Genomic DNA, 18,878 nt, shown 5'->3' on the forward strand with positions numbered 1-18,878 from the left:
AAGAAACATGCGTTACTGGCATCTCGATCGACCGAGGCAGGCAGGTCAATTCGACCTCTCACGCGTCACCAGCCTCGTTTCGGCCATCGGCCGCGACGACGCCAATGCGCTCGCCGCCGAAGTGCTGAACATGCTCGGCCCGGCGACTTCGGTCACGCAGTGCACCGTGTTCGCCTACGAATTCGGCAACCGGCCGCGCACGGTTTCCGTGGCCGACCATCGCGGCGGACGCTTTCTGCGCGACGTCGCCGATACCTACGCGCGCCTCTTCTACGCGCTCGACGGCAATCAGCAGATCGTCACCGGCGGCTCGGCCGACAAGCCCGGCTCATCGCTCGTGCTGCACTGGCAAAGCAGCGCAGACATCGCGCACGACGGTTACCGCACCGCGTGTTACGCCACGCCCAACGTGTCCGACCGGCTCTCGCTGCTGCTGCAACAGGCCGCCGACATCTGGCTCTCTGTGAACCTGTACCGCGAAAGCGACGCCGGGAATTTTCAGCCGGGCGAAGTGGAACTGGTCGAATCGCTCGCGCCGCTGATCGGCGAGTCGGCGCGGCATCACTACACGATTCGCGGCCAGAGCCAGCCCGGCATTCCTCAGATGATGCTCGCGCGCCTGCGCGGACTCTGCCCCACGCTTTCCAAACGCGAACTCGACGCTCTGCGCGGCGTGCTCGAAGGACGCAGCGCGGTTGAAATCGCCGAGTGCATGGGCGTAAAGCCCAGCAGTGTGGTGACGTATCAGAAACGCGCGTATCAGCGGCTGGGCATTTCGAGCCAGCGGCAGCTTTTTGCGCTTTGTCTGGCGACGGATCAGGGCTAAACACCCGCCGCAAGCGCGCAGAGCAGAACGCCTGCGCAACCCCCGCTCATCTCCCCCTGTAAGCCCCCTGTACCCAAATTGAGGACAGCGGGCCGCGCCTCGCGCTCCATACTGACTTCATCGCCTGCGCCCCGCTCGGGGCAAGCCGGCAAGCACAAGACTTACGTATCGGAGACGCAACCCCATGAGCGCCGAATTCAAACCGTATCCGTTCGCGGCGAAGCAATACGCCGCCCGCCTGCCCGAACTCGAAGGCGGCCGCAGCAATGCCCGTGAAGCCCAACGCCACGCCGTGACGATCGTCGGCGGCGGTCCCGTGGGCCTCGCCATCGCGCTCGGCCTCGCGAAGCACGGCGTGCGCTCGGTGCTGATCGAAGCCGACGAATCGGTCTGCTACGGCAGCCGCGCGATCTGCATTTCGCGCCGCAGCCTCGAAATCGTCGAGCGCCTCGGCGCGCTCGACGGCTTCCTCGTCAAAGGCCTGCCGTGGACCGGCGGGCGCAGCTTCTATCGCAACGACGAAGTGCTGCACTTCACGATGCCGCAGGACGAAAACCAGAAGCTGCCGCCGATGGTCAACCTCGCGCAGTACCACATCGAACAGTTCCTGCTCGACGCAGCGGAACGGCACGCCGATCTCATCGACATTCGCTGGTGCACGAAAGTGACGGCCCTGCAACACGACGCGCATGGCGCCACGCTCTCGCTCTCCACGCCCGCGGGCGACTACACCGCGCAGACCGACTGGCTCATCGCCGCGGACGGCGGCCGCAGCACGGTGCGCGAGTCGCTCGGACTGAAGCTTCAGGGCACGAGCTATGAGGGCCGTTATGTGATCGTCGACATCCTGCTCGACAGCGCGCGGCCCACGGAACGGCTCGCGTATTTCGATCCCGCGTCGAATCCCGGCTCGACCGTGCTCGTCCACAAGCAGCCCGACAACGTGTGGCGCATCGACTATCAATTGCGCGACGGCGAGGACGCCGACGAAGCGATCAAGCCGGAAAACGTCATGCCGCGCGTGCAGAGCCTGCTCGACATGATGGGCGAGACAGCATCGTGGTCGCCGGTCTGGATCACGATCTACAAGGCCAACGCGCTCACACTCGAGCGCTATCGCCACGGCCGTGTGCTGTTCGCGGGCGACGCGGCGCACCTCGTGCCGATTTTCGGCGTGCGCGGCGCGAACTCGGGCATCGACGACGCCGACAACCTCGCCTGGAAACTCGCGTATGTCGTGAAGGGGCTCGCGAGCGACGCGTTGCTCGACAGCTACTCCGACGAGCGCGTCTACGCCGCGCACGAAAACTTGAGCTACGGCACGAAGAGCACGGAGTTCATGGCGCCCCCGTCGTTCGCCTTCGATCTGATGCGCACCGCCGTGCTGAGCCTCGCGCGCGAGCACGCCGCCGTGCGCTCGCTGATCAATCCGCGCCAGACTTCGGCCATCGCCTACACGGCCTCGCCGCTCAACGCGGCCTCCGACGCATTCTCGAACGGCCCGGCGCCGGGCACGGTGCTGCCCGAATGCCCGCTCACGATCGTCGATCAGGCAGGCGCACGCGAAGGCCACGTGACCGACTTGATCGCGCCACGCTTTACGGCGTTCTACTTCAGCGAGGATGGCACGACGCCCGCCCCGATCGCCGCGCTCGAAACGACGCTGGCCGCACGCGCACAGCCGTTCGCGCTTGTGCCGCTCGCGCAGTGCCAGCCCGGCGACGCACCACGCCGCAGCGGCTGGGACCAAACGGGACGCCTGTTCCCGATGTACGGCGCGCAGCCTGGCACGCTCTACCTCGTGCGCCCGGACGGCCATGTCCTCGGCCGCTGGCACGGCGAAGCCGGCACAGTCGCCACGCAGGCGCTCGCCGCCCTCGACCACGCGCTGTGCGCCTGAGCGCTGGCGGAATCAAGTACAGATGGAGAAAGCCATGACCGACAGCGAACTCGACACCGTCTACACGCACCTGTGCAAGACCATGACCAATCTGTGCGAAACCAACGGCCCGCTCTTTCTCGCGCGCTTCGCGCTGCTCGCGATCGAACGGATCGGCAACGCGCAAACCTGCCTCGGGTTGATCGACGCCGCGGGCGAGAACGTTTCGGCTGCCGCGCCGAAATAAGGGGACGCGCGGCACGCCTCAGCGCGGCGCCGACTGCACGAGCCGCGCGAGGCGCGAGCGGTTGCTGACGCCGAGTTTCTGGAACGAACGATCGAGATGGGTGCGCACGGTCGTATAGGAAATGCCTAGCCGCTCGGCAATCTCCTTGTCGAGCAGCCCTTCCACCACGAGCGCGACCACGTCGCGCTCGCGCCGCGTCAAGCGGCTGATCGCTTCGTTATCCGCAGCGGATGGGTCGCCTTGCGGCGGCTGAACGCGCCCCGTCTGCGCGCGCGAGCGCGCCAGCGCAGCGATGAAAGCCGGGCGCACCAGATCAAACAGCACCAGTTCCCGATCGGAAAAATGCTCGCGCCGCTTGCCGCGCCGAATGCGCAGATGATCGAGATTCTCTTCGCCCGACCAGACGAACAGGTCCGCGCCCGCATGCAGGCCGTCGGCACGCAGCAGATCGAGCAGGCGCCGCCCCACCTCCAGACGCAAGGCGCCCTCGGGCAAGCTATGCTCGGCCAGCATCTTGAAGACGTCGGCGATCAACGCGAGTTCGCGGCTCGTCAGGTCCATGCTCGGGTGCGATGAGAAGTGGGCGCGCGCCTCGCTTGCGTGGCGGCGCGAACGTCAGAGCGAAGTGCCTGACGGATTCAATTTGCAGTGCGACTGTGAAGCGTGAAGCGGGAATGCCGAAAAGAAAATGGGGCGGCAAACGCCGCCCCAAGAAAAACACACGCCGGCAAAGGGCTGTCTTCCGCCGGAGGTTGCATAGTACGCGATGAACAACGGAGCGGCATCCCCAAATTTGAGGACAAACGCTCATGTCATGCAAACTTTTGCCAGCCCTTGCCAGGTTGCCGATGCGAAATGGTTTGCTTTCATGCGGGGTGCATCGTTTCGCATCGGCGTCGCGGTTTTACTGGATCAGGCGCGACACGCCACGGCCGCGCGGATCGGAAACCGCGTCGGGCGTATCGCCGATGATACGGATCGCCTGAATGTCACCGTTGAAGTCCTGCCCCTTCAGCACGTAGCCCTTCGCCTCGACCTGCTTGGCGAGCTCACCGTCGATCGGCTGGTACGGCTCCCAGAAAATCGTGTTGGGCGGCAGCAACTGGTGGTGGAAGCGCATCGCCGCCACCGAGTCCTTCAACGGCATGTCGAAGTCGTAGTTGTTGTTGATGACCTGGAACACCGACGTGAAGATGCGCGACCCGCCCGGTGTACCGATCACGAGCGCCACCTTGCCGTCCTTCGTGAGGATGGTCGGCGTCATCGATGAAAGCGGACGCTTCTTCGGCGCAATCGCGTTCGCGTCGCTGCCTACCACGCCGAACATGTTCGGCACCCCGGGCTTGGACGCAAAATCGTCCATCTCGTCGTTGAGCACGATGCCGGCGCCCGGCACGACCACGCCTGAACCGAAGTAGCCGTTGATCGTGTACGTGTTCGAAACCGCGTTGCCCCACTTGTCGACCACCGAGAAGTGCGTCGTTTCCGCCTTCTCAGGCATCGAGGTGCCGAGGCCCGGCTGCACGCTCTTGGTGTCGGAAGGCTTGTCGGGATCGACTTCGGCGGCGCGCTTCGCGAGGTAGGCGTCGTCGGTGAGCTGCGCGACCGGCACCTTGTAGAAGTCGGGGTCGCCGAGATATTGCGCGCGATCCGCGAACACGCGTTTCTCGATCTCCGCGATCAGGTGGATGTACTGCGGCGAATTGAGCGGTACGTCCTTGAATTGCGGCGCAAGCATCGCCTTCATCTTGAGCAGCTGCACGAGGCCCACGCCACCCGAACTCGGGGGCGGCGCGGTGATGATTTCGTAGCCGTTCCACTTCGCCTCCACCGGCTGGCGCCACACTGCCTTGTACTCCTGCAGGTCGCGCTTCGTGATGAGGCCGTGCCCCTTCATCGAGGCGGCGATCAGGTCCGCGGTCTTGCCGTCGTAGAAGTCCTTCGCACCCTGGTTTGCGATGCGCGTGAGCACGTTGGCGAGATCGGGCTGCTTGAACGTCACACCCTCCTTCAGGTTGCCGAAGTAATCGTCGAAATTGGTCTTGCCGCCAAAGTCCTTTTCTGCGGCCTCACGGCGCTTCGCGAGTTGCTCATCCACGACGAAGCCGTCGCGCGCGTATTTGATCGCGGGCGCGAGCACCTGCTTCCATTGCAGCTTGCCGAAGCGCTTCTGCGCTTCCCACATGCCCTCGACCGTCCCCGGCACGCCCACGGCGTCGTAGCCGAAAAGGCTCTTTCCCGGGATCACGTTGCCCTTGTCGTCGAGGTACATCGTGCGCGTGGCGGCCAGCGGCGCGCGCTCGCGATAGTCGAGGAAGTACGGCTTGCCGTTCACGTAGAGCGTCATGAACCCGCCGCCACCGATGTTGCCGGCTTCGGGGTAGGTCACGGCGAGGGAGAAGGCGATGGCGACCGCCGCATCGACGGCGTTGCCGCCCTCCTTGAGGATCTGCTCGGCGGCGTCAGCCGCGTACTTGTCGGCAACGGCCACCGCCGATGCATTCAGGACCGCAGGGCGTTGCTGCGTATCCTTCGCAAAGGCCGGCGTGGCTTCGAGGAAGCCCGTGGACAAGGCGGATAACGAAAGCAGTGCGAGAGCGGCAGCGGAGATTTTCGTTTTTGCAACCAGCTTCATTGAGTTCACCCCATGATTCGGTTTGTTGGCCTGGCGGATACTGCCTTGGCCTTATAGCACGCCAGGAAAACGATTGCGATCCGGCGATCCGCTGATTCCGCTGCTGTGCAACACGATGTCCCTTCCGGGATCAAGCCTTGCCGCGCCGGCCGCGCGCAATTTCTTCCCCCGCATTCGCGGGCAAACGCATCGTCACCGGAATCGACGCCACGGAAAAGAGCCCGACCACGAGAAACGCCGGCCAGAAATCGGACCAGACGATGGCCGAATGCCCTTGCACCCGATGCGAAATCTGCAGCACGAGGCCCGCAATCGTCACGCCGAGGCCGAGCGACACCTGCTGGATCACGCTTGCCACACTCGTGGCGCGGCCGATGTCGGGCGTCGGAATATCGGCATAGGCGAGCGAATTGAGGCCAGTGAATTGCAGCGAAGGAAAGATCCCGCCCGCGAGCACGATGAGCCAGATGAGCCACACGGGCATGCCAGGCGAAAACGAGCCGCATATCGCGATGGCCGTACCCGCGAGCACCGCGTTGACCATCAGCGTGCGGCGAAAGCCAAAGCGCCCGAGCACGCGCGAGACGATCGCCTTCATGAAAATCGAACCGAACGCCGAAGCGCAAGTGATGGCGCCTGAAGCGAACGCCGTCATGCCGAGCCCTTCCTGCAGCGTGAGCGGTAACAAGAAAGGCACCGCACCAAGCCCGATGCGAAACAGCGACCCGCCCGCTACGCTCGCATTGAACGTCGGTATGCGCAGAAATTTCAGATCGAGCACGGGCCGCTCGACACGTTGCGCATACAACCAATAGGCCACCAGCAGCAACGCGCCGATCACGCACATCGTCACCGCAGTGCCAGTGGCGACGAGCTCGCCGCCCACGAGCGAGAGGCCGAGCATGAACAGCGACGCCCCGCCCGCCGAAAGCACGAAGCCGGCCCAGTCGAGCCGCCCCGGATGCTCCTCATGCATGTTCTCGATATGCCGGTTCGCGAGCCAGATACCGAGCACGCCAATCGGAATATTGATGAAGAAAATCATCCGCCAATGCAGATACGTCGTGATGAACCCGCCGAGCGGCGGCCCCACGACCGGCCCGAGCAGCGCGGGCACCGTGAGATAGTTGACCGCGCGAATGAAGTCCGATTTGGGCAGCGAGCGGAAGATGATGATCCGGCCCACCGGCACCATCATCGCGCCGCCGATGCCCTGCACGAAGCGGGCGGCCACGAACGTCTCGAGTGACCTCGAAGCCGCGCACATCAGCGATCCCGCCATGAAGATGCCGATGGCAGTGCGAAACACATTGCGCGAGCCGAAGCGATCGGCCACCCAGCCGCAGATCGGTATGAACACGCCAAGGCCGATCACGTAGCTCGTGACGGCCAGCTTGAGTGTGATGGGGTCCTGGCCGAGATCGCGGGCCAGTGCGGGGAGCGCGGTGACGATGACCGTCCCGTCCACGTTCTCCATGAACATCGAGCACGCGACGATGAGCGGAACGATGAATGTGCCGAGGGCTAATGGCATGGGCAGGAACGACGATCAGCGTGGCTGATGGCGTAAAGCTGCCATTATGGCCCTTGTTGCGGAAAACGGGAACCCGGCAACAGATGAAGCGGTGCGCTTCGTGTGTGCGGCGCGAAGCAAAAACGCGCGCAAAAGCAAAAGCCGCGAAGCCCGCCGCCGCGTTCAAGCGGAGGCAGACCTCGCGGCCTGGATCAGGCAATCAGCGTCAGGCAAGCGGCGCAGATGCGCTTCAGAGAGCCGTCTGCTTCACGCGGCTCACCACGGGACGCAGTTGCGGCAGGACCTGCTCCGCGGCGCGCGTCACGTCATTGGGGAAGTCGATCTCGATCCACGGCGCGCCGGTCACGTCCGCGGTTTCGAACTCGCTGCCGCGTTCGAGCAGCAGGTCGCGCAGCGCTTCTTCGTGCGGCAGGTTCGCGCGGCCCGTATCGACGTAGCCTTCGACGATCTGCGCAAAGCGGCGCGCCGTCGCTTCGTTCAGACGGAAGAAGCCCACCGACTCGCCGATCGTGTCGTATTGCAGACCGACCGCCAGTTGCTTGCGCAGTTCGACGGGCACGCCATCGCGCAGGCACAGCTTCACCGGCTCGTCGCCGGCTTCGAAGTCGCGGTCGATCAGCAGACGGTTGGCCGGCGCCTCGCCTGCCACGAGCGGCGCGAACACGCGCTCGTCGTAGAGCACGTCGGCGTCCATGAGCAGCACATCGCCGCCGCGCGTGAGCGCCTCTGCCGTGCGATGCACCGTGAGCACGCTGCCCAGGTCGAAGCGCGGATTCATCACGACCTCGACCTTGTGCGGCCAGTTGATGCGCTTGAGTTCGGCCTCGACCAGCTCAGGCTGAAAACCGAGCGCGAGCACGACTTCCGTCACGCCCGCCTCTTTCAGCAATTGCAGATGGCGTTCGAGCAGCGTCACGCCCTCGAACTGCAGCAGACATTTCGGAAACTGTTCTCCAGCGTGTTGCTGAAGGCGCAGGCCGAGGCCTGCCGCGAGAATGATGGCGCGCATGCGCAAACGTTCCTTGGGAGAAAAAAGGTCAATCGGCGACTTCGACAGCACAGACGCGCGAGGCGCGCCGGCGTTGCCAGCTACGTTCGCTGAAATGCAGATACAGAAGGCCCGGCAAGCCGAGCAGGATTTCTCGCGCACGCTTGGCAAGCGAAAGCGCGAGCGCCGCCTCGGGCGGCAGGCCGACGAGCGGCGCGAGCAGCAGATAACCGCCCTCTTGCACGCCCAGCGAGCCAGGAATGGCGAAGGCCGCGCCGCGAATCGCCTGGCCAATGCTCTCGAGCAGCAGCGCATCGATCCAGCCTACGGGATGGCCTAGAAAGCGCAGCGCGAGCCACACTTCCACCGTGCCCACGAGCCAGCCCGCGAGGCTCAGCGCGAAGCTGGCCGCTACGCGCCCGCGCCGGGCATAAAGCGACTTCACGGCCTCGTCGATGGCATCGGCGCGCGTGGCAAGCGTTGACCAGTCGCGCTTGCCGAACACTTTCGAAGCGAGACGCAGCAGGCGGCCGAACAGACCTCGGCGCTGCGCGACATAGAACAGCGCGATCAGGCCGCCGAGCACGGCGGTCGCGATCAGCGCGGCGACGCCGAGGTCGCGCGGCGCGCCGTTCGAGGCGTAGGCCGAAAAAAGCACGATGCCGAATACGGCGAAGACGATCTGCGCGACGGCTTGCAGCGTCGTGCTCACGGTGATGGCCGCAGCCGCGTTGCGCATCGACATGCCGCGTTGCGCGAGCTGGCGCACCATCGCCACGGGGCCGCCGATCTGGCCCGCGGGCAACAAGCTGTTGACCGATTCGCCGCTCCACCGCGCGAGCAGTGCATCACGCTGATCGACGCGCTCGCCTTTGCCAAACAGCACGGCGATCGCACCCGCGTCGAGTGCGAGCGGCACGACGTGGAACGCCGCGACGAGGACGAGCCCCCAGCCGGCGGCCGCGAGCGCGCCGGTTACCGACCCGAGTCCCTGCCAGGCGAGCAGTGCAATGAAGAGTGCCGTGCCGATCGACAGCAGCAGGATGGCAGCACGGCTCACACCTTGCCTCCAAACGCCTTGCGGAACACCTGACGGAAACCGAAGTACGCGATGGCGTCCTTCATGTTCGAAATGAAACGCCGCCACGGGCGCATGTTCGGGTTCGTCACGTATTCGAGCGTGAGCGAAACGCGCACTTCGCCTTCGAGGCTCGGCGTGACGCGATGGCGAAGCTTGTCGCCGTCGAACACGATGAGCGCGCCCGGCGGGTACTGCACCGAGCCCGGTTCATCCGCCTTGTTCGGGTCTTTCGTGTGCAGCTCGTAGTCGAGCTTGCACGACGACTCGTCGATCACGCCGAGCAGCACCGTATAGCGGCGGCCGTCGTAATACGACGTGTCGTAGTGCCAGCCGATATGATCGCCGGCGCGTGTGTAGTAATAGAGCGCGTAAGCGTGCGGGTCGTCTTCGGGAGACAACTGCAGGCTGTCGCCCGTGATCTTTTCGAGCCACGCGATGAGTTGCGGCGAGCGGTAAAGCTCGGCGATGTACGGCGCGAGGCGGTCGATGGTGTGACGGCTCACGCTGCCGCCCGCCTTGTGGCCCGGCAGATAGTTGCGATTGACTTCGGGAAGCAGCGCGTTGGCCGCGTCGATCAACTGTTGCGTGGCGTCGGCGGGCAGAAAATCGGAGAGATACAGGAACGAGCCCTGGCTCTGGTAGTCGTCGCGCAGGCGCGCGGTGTTCAACGGTTGCAGCGCGCGGCCGATCGCGGCGTCCGGTTCGCCGGCCGCCGCACGTGCGGCATGGGCTGGAGCGGGGACGGGAGGCGCTACGATCTGTTCTTGTTCTGCTAGCAAGCTCATCGGCTGCTCCACACCTGACGGGTTTCCTTGGCGGGACGCCGGCGGCGCGTCAGGCGCACATAGTCGAGCACCACCCAGATGGCGAACAACGGCGCCCCGATCGAAGCCGCGATAATGAACGGCGATACGACGCCCGTCAGCGTGACAAGGGGTAGCAGATACAGCACGTCCTCAGTCTCGAAGCCGCCGGCGAACGCCTGCTGGGTGCCCGCCTTGCCGGCCATTTCCTCGATACGCATGCGCAGAAAAAAAATCACGGCGACCGCGACGCCCGCGACGCCGCCGAGCACGGCAGGCGGCACACGCCATCCGGCGCCGGAGTGGGCAGCCACGACGCCGAGGCCGTAGCTCATGCCAAAGAACAGCAGGACGGTGACGAGAGCGTCCGCCGCGAGATCGTAAAAATGCCCGATTCGGCTGGTTTTGCCGCTGATACGCGCCAGCTCGCCGTCGGTATGGTCAACAAAATTCGACAATACGATCAGAAACGCGCCGATATTGACGTACAGAAAGTCTCCGCGCGCCAGATAAAAACCGGCGGCAACACCAATCAGGAGTCGCACCGTGGTCAGATGATTCGGGGTAACGCGCGTGGGTATAAGCGGAGTGACGAGCCAACGCGCCGCGCGAGCGTCCCACGTGCGCGGGTGCGGCACCGTCCGTGGAGCCGTTTTTACAGGTTTGTTTTTTTCGGTCATAACCGCGAAATATATACGCCTTCCAGAAAACTTGCAGGTGTCCCGACGTTCGCACTACTTCAGCTTGTGGTTTTGTAAGGCAAAGCGCCAGATCGGCTCCCGCAGCGCCGCAAGCGAAATCGCCCGAACACGCGTAGAGTGCAACCCTTCGCGCCAGCCCGGGCGTTGTGCGCCCACCGCATTCCGGCCTGGGCGTACGCACTTTCGCCACTCATTTAATGAAACGCTTTACCTTTGTCGCCCTTTTTCTCGCTTTCCTGACGCTTCTCACCGGCAATGCCCCCGCCGCCGTCATCGACGATTCGCTGACCTGCAGCGAGTCCGCGCACGACTTCATTTCGGGGCTGATCACGCAAAACCTGATCGATCCGAAGCCCATGAAGGTCGAAAGCAATTCGATCAACGCGTTCTGGCCCGCGCGTGGCCAGCACATGACCGCCTATGGCTTCAGCGTGTTCGCCGTAGTGGGTTTCCAGAAGGACGATCCGCTTTTCAAGACCGGCGACGGCAAGCCCATCGCCCCTTCCGCCTACGGGGCCGTCGTGGTCGGCACTCAGGCCAAAGTGCAGGCGGCGCTCACGGCGGCGGGCAATAACGCCATCGTCCACCATGCCGGACCGCTATTGACTGCGATCTTCTGCAAGCAGGAGTAAGTGGGCAGGCTCTGATATTTACTCGATACGCCCGAAGCCGCCTTCGGCCCAGGCCTCGGCACGCGCTTTCGTGAGCTTGAAGTTCGGCCCGACGCGCGCTTGAGCGAGTTGCTCGCCAAACGCGTCGATCGCGCTGACGAGCGCGTAGGGCTCGTACTCGTCGGGAACGATGTCGAGCATCACGTCCACATCGCCCTCGGCGGTCTGCACGCTCACGCGCTTGTGCAGCAGCGCGCGCAATTGCTGCTCGTGCCGGCGCAGCACCTCTGAAGCGGTCTTCACGAGCGTGTTGAACGCCGACGTATCGAGCGGCTTGGGATTCTTCTTGTCACGGCCCATGGTCCACGGGCCGACTAGCGCAGGCTCCGGCTCGCCGTCCTTGATCATTTCGACGGCCCAGCCGTCGTCGTCCTCATTCTTGATCACGCGCGCGGTCCAGCCGTCCTTGCGCCACAGGCGCGCTTCCTGGATCACCTCCGCAACGGCTGCGGGGTCATCGGCGGGGAAATCGGGATCGGTTGCGGGTGAGGAATCGGTCATGACGGGGTATTCATCGGGTTCTGCGCGGGACTTGCCCGTCGCGGGGCAAGGGCTAGATTCTACCCGGAACGCGTCGCGCGCCGGGCGCCACGTCTTTCTAGCCTGCCGGTTTGGATTATCCCGCCACACCAAACCGGAATATCTGTCAGCGACTTTAATCATTGCGTTTTCCGCAACGCACCATTCCGTCGAGCGCATTAATTTAAAATGCTTTCCTGCAGGCAAAAAAAACGCGGCCCGAGAGCCGCGTAAAAACAGATGAAAAAAGACCACCCTTGGTCGAGGGCTGAAGAGATTGTAGCGCCGCACTGACCATGTGTTCAGTCCATGATCTGGAACAGTACCTTTCATCAAACGACAAGAATCACACTTGAAAAAACGTTGAATTCTCGCTAAGCCAGCCCCCGCGCGGCTTTGCCGCATCGTCGCGGATGCACAACAGATTATCCATATGGATCATTTTGTCGCACCAGATAATCAAATAAAAAATCTCTTTATATGCACGCACTTACGATGATTAATGCGGATTACAAAATGAGATGAACGCATTATTGCGTCGATCCGTGTAAATACACTGAATCCCAGGCCTACACTTCGTTGCGAATCAGCCGGGCACGAAATCGATTTTCAGATATTCGGCCTGAGATTCCCCAAGTTCTGACCGGAGAAAAACATGAAAAAAGCACTCATTGCTGCAGGCGTCCTCAGTGCATTTGCCATGAGCGCCCATGCGCAAAGCAGCGTCACCCTTTACGGCTCGCTCGACGCCGGCATCGTCTACGCGAACAACGCCGGCGGCCACAGCCTGTGGGCTCAGGGCAGCGGCGCGCTCTCGAACAACTACTTCGGCTTTCGCGGCGCCGAAGACCTGGGCGGCGGCCTGAAGGCGATCTTCACCCTCGAGAGCGGCTTCAATCTCAACAACGGCGGCTACAAGAACGGCGAAAGCGGCTTCAACCGCCAGGCCTACGTCGGCCTGAAGAGCGATAAGTTCGGCACGCTAACGCTCGGCCGGCAGTATGACTCGATGGTCGACTATCTCTCGCCACTCTCGGAAGCCGGCGCGGGATTCGGCAACAATCTCGCGGGCCACCCGTTCGACAACGACAACCTCGCCCAAAGCTATTCGATCAAGAACTCGGTCAAGTACGCCAGCGCGAACTACGCGGGCTTGCAGTTCGGCGGCCTGTACGGCTTCAGCAACGACGCGAACGGCTTCGCGAATGGCCGCGCATGGAGCGTGGGCGCGTCGTACGGCAACGGACCGCTGAACTTCGCAGCCGCCTACTCGCAACAGAACAACTCCGGCGGTCTGGGCGCCGCGAACAGCGCGGCTTCGGCCGACCAGAACATCTCTGCACGGCTGCAGCGCTCGTTCGGCGCGGGCGTGAACTACACCTACGGCCCGGCACAGGTTGGCTTCGTGTGGACGCACTCGCAGATCGACGGCATGCAGAGTCTCTCGAGTGGCGGCAGCGCGCCGCTGCCTGGCCTCTCGGGCCTGAACCTGCACGTCGACAACTATGAGATCAACGGCGCTTACCATCTGACGCCAGCCCTCGCGTTCGTCGGCTCTTACACGTTCACCGACGGCACGGTCACGGGCAACGGCAGCAACAACAGCCCGAAGTGGCACACCGTGGTGCTCGGCACCGACTACTCGTTGAGCAAGCGCACCGACGTCTATCTCGCTGGCGTCTACCAGCACGCTTCGGGCTCGCTCGGCTATAACGCCGACGGCTCGGGCGTCGCAAACGTCGCTGCGATCAATACGCTCTCGCCTTCTTCAACGAACAACCAGGTGGCCGCGACAGTCGGTCTGCGTCACCGCTTCTGATCGCTCGGGGTTGGGCAAACCCGGCGCGACCCGCCACGTTGCCCTTCCAATGCGAAACGCACATGCGCCACAAGCGCATGTGCGTTTTTTCTTGTTAGCGGTTGCATCTTTTTACGTCTGCGTGGGCCTTGATCCACATCAGGGTGCGTATACTCATTGGCATAATCCGCTGCTTCGATACTGTCACGCCGCCTATGAAAACGCTCACGCAACGACTCCTCGCCGCGACTCCGCTCGCGCTCATCGCCGCTTGCGGATCGACACCGCCGTCCGGCACCGCTTCAAATGGCGAACCGATGATCTACGCTTCGTCGGCGCGTTCGGCGTCGTCGGTCGCGAGTTGCCTCGAAGACCGCCTGCCGAGCGTGCACACATCGCGAGACGGCAATACGACCGAGCTGAGCGTGGGCTCGCGCTCGGACGCGTCGTACTTCGTTACGCTCACGCCGAACGGCCACGGCTCGGTCATTCGCGTCACGCACGGCGCTTCCGCGTCGAACGATCCGCCTGAAGAAGAACTGCGCTTCGACGTGGCGCGCTGCACGACCTGACGCGCGAACGGCTGGCGCGGGCACCGCACGCGCCACACGATGTACAGCATGCCGCCCGCATGTCACCCCTGTCATAACGGCGGCACATCTGCGAAGATTGCAGAAACTTATAAGAATCAATCACTTAACCAAGCGACTTTGTAGCAAATGTGCAGTCCAATTGTAGCAGCGTTACAGCCTGCTCGTGGCGACAATTGCGGACGTTGCGACTGTTGCGGCGAGGGTCTAACAAAGCGCAATTTGGTAGTTGACAGCGCAACCGAGCCAACCTTAGAATGCGTGCGCTGTGACTGTTCCGAGTGCCGGGAACGCAAAATAAGGCAAAGTAACAGGCAGGAGGTAGGTGCAAAGCGAGCACTCTAAAAACGTTGCTTAAAAAAGCGCTACCAAGACGTCCCGAGGGAAGATGGGCCAAGGGAAAACGAGGTAGCAGCGCTGGACGAGTACGGAAGCCCCAACCGGAAAGGACCACGGTCTGTAGAGGAAGCCTCCCCGAAACAGACGACGCGCCCTAGTGAGTATCGCAAGTGTCGAAAGACCCCGAACCCGCTAGGCAAAACAAATCAGCAGTAACGCAGCACGCAGGACCGTCTAGCCCATGACGTTAAATTGTGGCCGGGTGCCCGATGCCCGAGAGTGCGTTAGTACGAATCGGAAGATTACGAGTTACCGACGAAAACAGTACACAGGCTAGCAAGCTAAACCACAAGAGCTAGTATCACTGTTAAAGCACGTAGCAAGCCGAACCACTGGCGCTAAAGTGTGGTTGGATTCCCGGTGTTCATCAATGCGTCGCATCGAACCGGAAGATTACTAGTTCGTGTGGTCCCAAGGTTAATAACTCTCGGGACGAACCTATACATCAAGGGTGGCCCGGAAACGGAGCCGCCCTTTTTGCTTTCTAGTCCCGGTTCTCGGGCTTGTCTGCTTCCTCTTCGTTCTCTAGCTGGGCGCGTTCAATAGCGTCAATCTCAGCCGGGGTGTACGTGCGTTGGAATTCTCCGCGAGCCTTGGCTACCTCCGTTAAGAGGTTCCCGTGCAATTGCACGTAGGTTTCCAGCGACTGCCGGATAACATCTGAGGTAGTCCGCTTGGTTACGAATTGCAGCGTTTCTAGTTGATCTAGCAGGCGCACCGGGACACGTACATGCAGCATGCGCGTGTCCTCGCCCTTCGGGCGTCCTCGTGTTGCCATTTTCTGATACTCCGATCTCAATAATTCTCTGCATTCTAGCAGCGGGTCCAGCATGGCTTGACGAGCATTAGCTATTAGACTCGCAAATCCGATAGTCACAATTGTATTTGTTGAGATACAAATCGCACTTATAGTTCGTCTGTCGGGGCGATGGTCGGTATCTGGTCTGTGAGTCGTCACAGAATGCGGAAGCCGAGCAAACCGGCAGCTAGTTACGAGTTAGGGACCGACTACCGCGAGGTAGCCAAATCCCAGACCTAACCGGAAACTGGCCGGGGCGTAAAGCGTTAGTCCTGAGGCGTCAAAGGGAAACAGACCGGCGACAAATCAGGATGCGCAGTCTCGTAAGGGTATCAGCGGGTAACGAGCCGTTGAGCAAACTGAGGTTTGTTAAGCGCATTCTGTGAGTGTGTTTAAGCAACCAAATACGGAGTTGTCTACATTTTCTTATTTTGGAGTACTTATGACTAACACGAAAACACGCGGGACATTTGCCCGCAAAGGAGCGGACCCGGACATTAGCCGCGTTATTTCATGCCGTGTACGACCGGAGACATTGAAAGCGTTACGGATGCTAGCGGCACAGGAGGACTTAACTGTTTGCGCGATGCTGACGCGAGAGGCGGAACGACTGGCCGCGACGTGGGAAGGGCAGTTCTTCGCAAGACAAGGTAACCAATAAGCACGAGAGACCAAAAGGAGCAGGAATGTTCGATCTATTCGTTAGCTTCACAGAAGCGGCACCGCAGTTAGGTAAGCAGGTTATCTCGCTTCTCAATCACACCGGCTTCGAAGTCTATAACGTTAAGCGACGTAACACGCGAGACGGCGTAACATTTAGCACAATCGTTCGCCATGCGGGCGACCACACCGCAGCGCTGGCCGCAGTACAAGGCGCACTTCCCTACGCACGTATCAACGCGCAACCCTTTACTGTCTGAGCACTGAGCATGCTGTGCTGTACCTGGTATGGTCCGAGCCGATTTAATTCGGACTACTTTTCTTATCATTAAAGGATTAAACACTATGCAAAACCTCAACCAATATCTTACCGCCGCTCAACAAATCCAACTCGCTATCGCTGAAACCCGAACGGATGACGTATGGCTCGCTGAGTCGTTGCCTGAAGTCGCGCTCCTTCGCGCTGGTATGCGCCGCGCTAAATCTGCGAATGACGTGTACGAGCTTTCCTCGCGTATCGCTACGGGTGCGGGCACCGCGTGGAAAAAATCGCTTACGCCTAGTGAAACTATTGAGCTTGCCGGACTCGTACGCAAGGGTCTGCAAATGACGGATAGCGAACTTACCCGGGCCGAAGCCATTAAGGCCGCTGCGGAGGGGCGCGCTATCACTAAGGCCGCTGTATCCGCTGCAACTACGGCTAACACTCCCGCGCTTTATTACTCTTCGCAGCAATCGGGAGTTACGCCGCTCGTGCCGGTTGTTACCCGCTCGCTTATTAGCATGCTTTCCGCGCTGGGTGCCCTTCCCCTTCCGCCTAACGTCCGCGCCCTTGTGCAGCCTAACTTGCTTCAAGCGGCGGAAATTACAGAGGGTGTTCCGTATCCGGCTGCTGCCCCGAGCACTGACGTTAGGCTGCAGAGCAATCGCAAGTTCGGCTTTATCGCAGGCTTTAATAACGAGCTTGTGAACCTTGGTACTGACGCCATCGTTGGCTTCGTACAGAGCACGCTTGAGCAAGGCGCTAACAATGCGACAGACGCGGCTATGGTTGAAAGTATTACGAGCGCGGCAGGCGCAGCAGAGTCGACGGTTAATGCTGCTATCCGCGCGTTTGCTGGCGATATCCGCACAGCCGCATGGATCGGTAACCCCGAAACGTTGGCCACGCTTCGTAGCGCGCAGGAAACTAACGTAGGCCCGCAAGGCGGTACGTATTACCAACTGCCCGCCCTCCCTGTGCTCGCCATGCCTAACGGCTCGCTTGCTCTCATTGATGTTAAGCGCGTAGCCGTGTTTGACGGCCCGCAATTTATCGAGCGCACCAACGAAGCCGACGTTGCGTTTGATACTTCGCCCACTTCGGCCACGCAAGTACAACACCTGTTCCAACAGAATATGTCTGCGTTGAAGATTACGAAGTACGCGGATTACTCGCTGCTCGTGAATCCGGTTATGGTCGCGGTCTAAAGGCAAAGCGATGACGACCATTAGCACGACTGCGGACGCAGTAGCCGCCGCCGCGCAATACCGCGCGGCTATGACTGAGGAAGCTCGCCTTGCCGCCCGAGATGCGGCGGGCTCGGCTAGCAACGTGATGGAAAAGGGATTCACAGTGCAAGACACTAGCGGCCCGGTAGTGCTCACGTTCGCTAGTTCGGGGCTGTATGTTGTCTTTCTCGTTAAATTCGTTGCAGGCAACTAAAAACATGGGCTGATCCTCACGGGTCAGCCCGATCTATTGCGTATAACTAAGGACTATAGTGAAAATTATGAGCAAACTGTTTAAACCCAAAGCCCCCAAGTCTCTCGACCAAGCAACCGCCGAGGGCGCAAAGATTATTCCGCACTTCTGTGATGATAACTTCGACAATAAGGGTAACCGTATTGACCGTAGCCAGCAGGCGCGCGACCGGGCCGCAACCGTGCTTGTTCTCATCAAGGGAGCTAAGGCCGCTATCGCTAAGGCGGAAGGGTTGCCGCCGCTCGCCAAAGCACAGCATGACTACGCCGCCGCGTACGCCACCCACAATACGGCGAGTACCACGCTTGCAGCAATGCGGCGTAAAGCCGTTGGATCGGGCGAAGGTGGCAGCTATCCGGGGCTGCGCGAAGCGGCAGAAAAGGCCAGCCAAACGTATAAAGCGCTTATGCGTGCGGGTGAGGTCCATTCCGCAGTGGAAGCAGCCGAAAAGGCTAAGGCCGAGCTTCCCGCGCTGATCACGGAACGGGACGCGTAATTATGGGCAAGCAACGAAAGAAGCCTATTCCATCCGCACCGGAGTATCAGAAGGGTTTTAGCAAGTCTGCAGCTACGCGCAGGGAGCTACGAGAGATTAGGGCGCAAGTGGGTCGCTTAGTCGTGCTGTGCGGAATGGTCAAACCGCTAAATTGGCGCAAGCGCGTACGTACCGCCTATCGCATCTTGCGTACCGGCTCAATTATCTAAGGGTGCCGCATGCGTACATATAACATTGCGCCCGGTATTCAGCGCGTGGAGCTTAACAGGTTGCTGAAGTACCGCTGAAACATGTCATCGCGCAGAGTTCGTGAAGCGTTGATAGATGAACCACCACTTACCCACTGGAGATCATGCGCGGCGCCGACACTTTCACCGAGAGTTTGTTTTCCGTGCGCAAGCTGGACGACTTCGTCCCCAAGTCGCATCCGTTGCGTTCGATCCGCGTAATGGCGAACGAAGCGCTGGCGAAGATGGATCGACTGTTCGCCGAGATGTACGAAGCGGAC

Annotated in this window: 18 protein-coding genes and 1 pseudogene; 10 read left to right on the forward strand and 9 right to left on the reverse strand. The window is 61.5% G+C overall.

Going from position 1 to position 18,878, the window contains the following annotated elements:
• Nucleotides 1–7 precede the first annotated feature (7 nt).
• The 3 genes from M3I54_RS29370 to M3I54_RS29380 all read left to right on the forward strand — a co-directional run bounded on the left by M3I54_RS29370 (nucleotide 8) and on the right by M3I54_RS29380 (nucleotide 2,952).
• Entirely contained in the window at nucleotides 8–826 is an 819-nt protein-coding gene (locus M3I54_RS29370) for a LuxR C-terminal-related transcriptional regulator (RefSeq protein ID WP_254342165.1), read from the forward strand.
• A gap of 184 nt (nucleotides 827–1,010) precedes the next feature.
• Nucleotides 1,011–2,726: an FAD-dependent oxidoreductase gene (locus M3I54_RS29375; RefSeq protein WP_254342166.1), complete on the forward strand. Its 1,716-nt coding sequence runs from the start codon at nucleotides 1,011–1,013 to the stop codon at nucleotides 2,724–2,726.
• A 34-nt stretch (nucleotides 2,727–2,760) separates the two neighbouring features.
• Complete coding sequence (locus tag M3I54_RS29380) at nucleotides 2,761–2,952, forward strand: hypothetical protein (protein WP_254342167.1); 192 nt, start codon at nucleotides 2,761–2,763, stop codon at nucleotides 2,950–2,952.
• An 18-nt stretch (nucleotides 2,953–2,970) separates the two neighbouring features.
• Here the strand turns inward: M3I54_RS29380 and M3I54_RS44940 are convergent, their stop codons facing one another.
• From M3I54_RS44940 to M3I54_RS29415, 7 genes are all read right to left on the reverse strand, one after another.
• Nucleotides 2,971–3,513: a LuxR family transcriptional regulator gene (locus tag M3I54_RS44940; RefSeq protein ID WP_302059180.1), complete on the reverse strand. Its 543-nt coding sequence runs from the start codon at nucleotides 3,511–3,513 to the stop codon at nucleotides 2,971–2,973.
• Between the two features lie 343 nt (nucleotides 3,514–3,856).
• Nucleotides 3,857–5,587: a gamma-glutamyltransferase gene (gene ggt / locus M3I54_RS29390; RefSeq protein ID WP_254342168.1), complete on the reverse strand. Its 1,731-nt coding sequence runs from the start codon at nucleotides 5,585–5,587 to the stop codon at nucleotides 3,857–3,859.
• Nucleotides 5,588–5,717: 130 nt separating this feature from the next.
• Nucleotides 5,718–7,121, reverse strand: coding sequence for an MFS transporter (locus M3I54_RS29395; protein WP_254342169.1), 1,404 nt, complete (start codon nucleotides 7,119–7,121; stop codon nucleotides 5,718–5,720).
• A gap of 229 nt (nucleotides 7,122–7,350) precedes the next feature.
• Nucleotides 7,351–8,130, reverse strand: a complete 780-nt coding sequence (locus tag M3I54_RS29400) for an NTP transferase domain-containing protein (RefSeq protein ID WP_254342170.1) — start codon at nucleotides 8,128–8,130, stop codon at nucleotides 7,351–7,353.
• Nucleotides 8,131–8,158: 28 nt separating this feature from the next.
• Entirely contained in the window at nucleotides 8,159–9,169 is a 1,011-nt protein-coding gene (locus M3I54_RS29405; protein ID WP_254342171.1) for a flippase-like domain-containing protein, read from the reverse strand.
• Nucleotides 9,166–9,975 carry a 2OG-Fe(II) oxygenase gene (locus M3I54_RS29410; RefSeq protein WP_254342172.1) on the reverse strand — a complete coding sequence of 270 codons (810 nt, stop codon included), beginning with the start codon at nucleotides 9,973–9,975 and terminating at the stop codon, nucleotides 9,166–9,168. The genes M3I54_RS29405 and M3I54_RS29410 overlap by 4 nt, the downstream gene beginning before the upstream one ends.
• Nucleotides 9,972–10,673 (reverse strand): CDP-alcohol phosphatidyltransferase family protein, encoded by a 702-nt coding sequence (locus M3I54_RS29415; RefSeq protein WP_254342173.1) that lies wholly within the window; start codon nucleotides 10,671–10,673, stop codon nucleotides 9,972–9,974. The genes M3I54_RS29410 and M3I54_RS29415 overlap by 4 nt, the downstream gene beginning before the upstream one ends.
• 218 nt (nucleotides 10,674–10,891) lie before the next feature.
• Between M3I54_RS29415 and M3I54_RS29420 the strand changes: the two genes are divergently transcribed.
• Nucleotides 10,892–11,326, forward strand: a complete 435-nt coding sequence (locus M3I54_RS29420; protein WP_254342174.1) for a hypothetical protein — start codon at nucleotides 10,892–10,894, stop codon at nucleotides 11,324–11,326.
• Nucleotides 11,327–11,344: 18 nt separating this feature from the next.
• Here M3I54_RS29420 and M3I54_RS29425 read toward each other — a convergent pair whose 3' ends face one another.
• Complete coding sequence (locus M3I54_RS29425; protein ID WP_254342175.1) at nucleotides 11,345–11,866, reverse strand: hypothetical protein; 522 nt, start codon at nucleotides 11,864–11,866, stop codon at nucleotides 11,345–11,347.
• A 673-nt stretch (nucleotides 11,867–12,539) separates the two neighbouring features.
• Between M3I54_RS29425 and M3I54_RS29430 the strand changes: the two genes are divergently transcribed.
• Nucleotides 12,540–13,703: a porin gene (locus tag M3I54_RS29430; RefSeq protein ID WP_254342176.1), complete on the forward strand. Its 1,164-nt coding sequence runs from the start codon at nucleotides 12,540–12,542 to the stop codon at nucleotides 13,701–13,703.
• Nucleotides 13,704–13,897: 194 nt separating this feature from the next.
• On the forward strand, nucleotides 13,898–14,254 hold the full coding sequence (locus tag M3I54_RS29435; RefSeq protein ID WP_254342177.1) for a sugar ABC transporter ATPase: 357 nt from the start codon (nucleotides 13,898–13,900) through the stop codon (nucleotides 14,252–14,254).
• 901 nt (nucleotides 14,255–15,155) lie between these two features.
• Here the strand turns inward: M3I54_RS29435 and M3I54_RS29440 are convergent.
• Nucleotides 15,156–15,410: a hypothetical protein gene (locus tag M3I54_RS29440; protein ID WP_254342178.1), complete on the reverse strand. Its 255-nt coding sequence runs from the start codon at nucleotides 15,408–15,410 to the stop codon at nucleotides 15,156–15,158.
• 746 nt (nucleotides 15,411–16,156) lie between these two features.
• On the opposite strand from M3I54_RS29440, the gene M3I54_RS29445 reads away from it, so the two are divergent.
• The 4 genes and pseudogenes from M3I54_RS29445 to M3I54_RS29460 all read left to right on the forward strand — a co-directional run.
• Nucleotides 16,157–16,390, forward strand: coding sequence for a hypothetical protein (locus M3I54_RS29445; RefSeq protein WP_254342179.1), 234 nt, complete (start codon nucleotides 16,157–16,159; stop codon nucleotides 16,388–16,390).
• 85 nt (nucleotides 16,391–16,475) lie between these two features.
• On the forward strand, nucleotides 16,476–17,600 hold the full coding sequence (locus tag M3I54_RS29450; protein ID WP_254342180.1) for a hypothetical protein: 1,125 nt from the start codon (nucleotides 16,476–16,478) through the stop codon (nucleotides 17,598–17,600).
• Nucleotides 17,601–17,902: 302 nt separating this feature from the next.
• The gene (locus M3I54_RS29455) at nucleotides 17,903–18,370 is read left to right on the forward strand and encodes a hypothetical protein (protein WP_254342181.1); all 468 of its coding nucleotides are present in this window, start codon (nucleotides 17,903–17,905) and stop codon (nucleotides 18,368–18,370) included.
• Between the two features lie 352 nt (nucleotides 18,371–18,722).
• Nucleotides 18,723–18,878: pseudogene (locus M3I54_RS29460) on the forward strand (IS5/IS1182 family transposase); the annotation flags it as partial.

It is taken from the genome of Paraburkholderia sp. CNPSo 3274 (assembly GCF_024206475.1).
Lineage (GTDB): Bacteria > Pseudomonadota > Gammaproteobacteria > Burkholderiales > Burkholderiaceae > Paraburkholderia.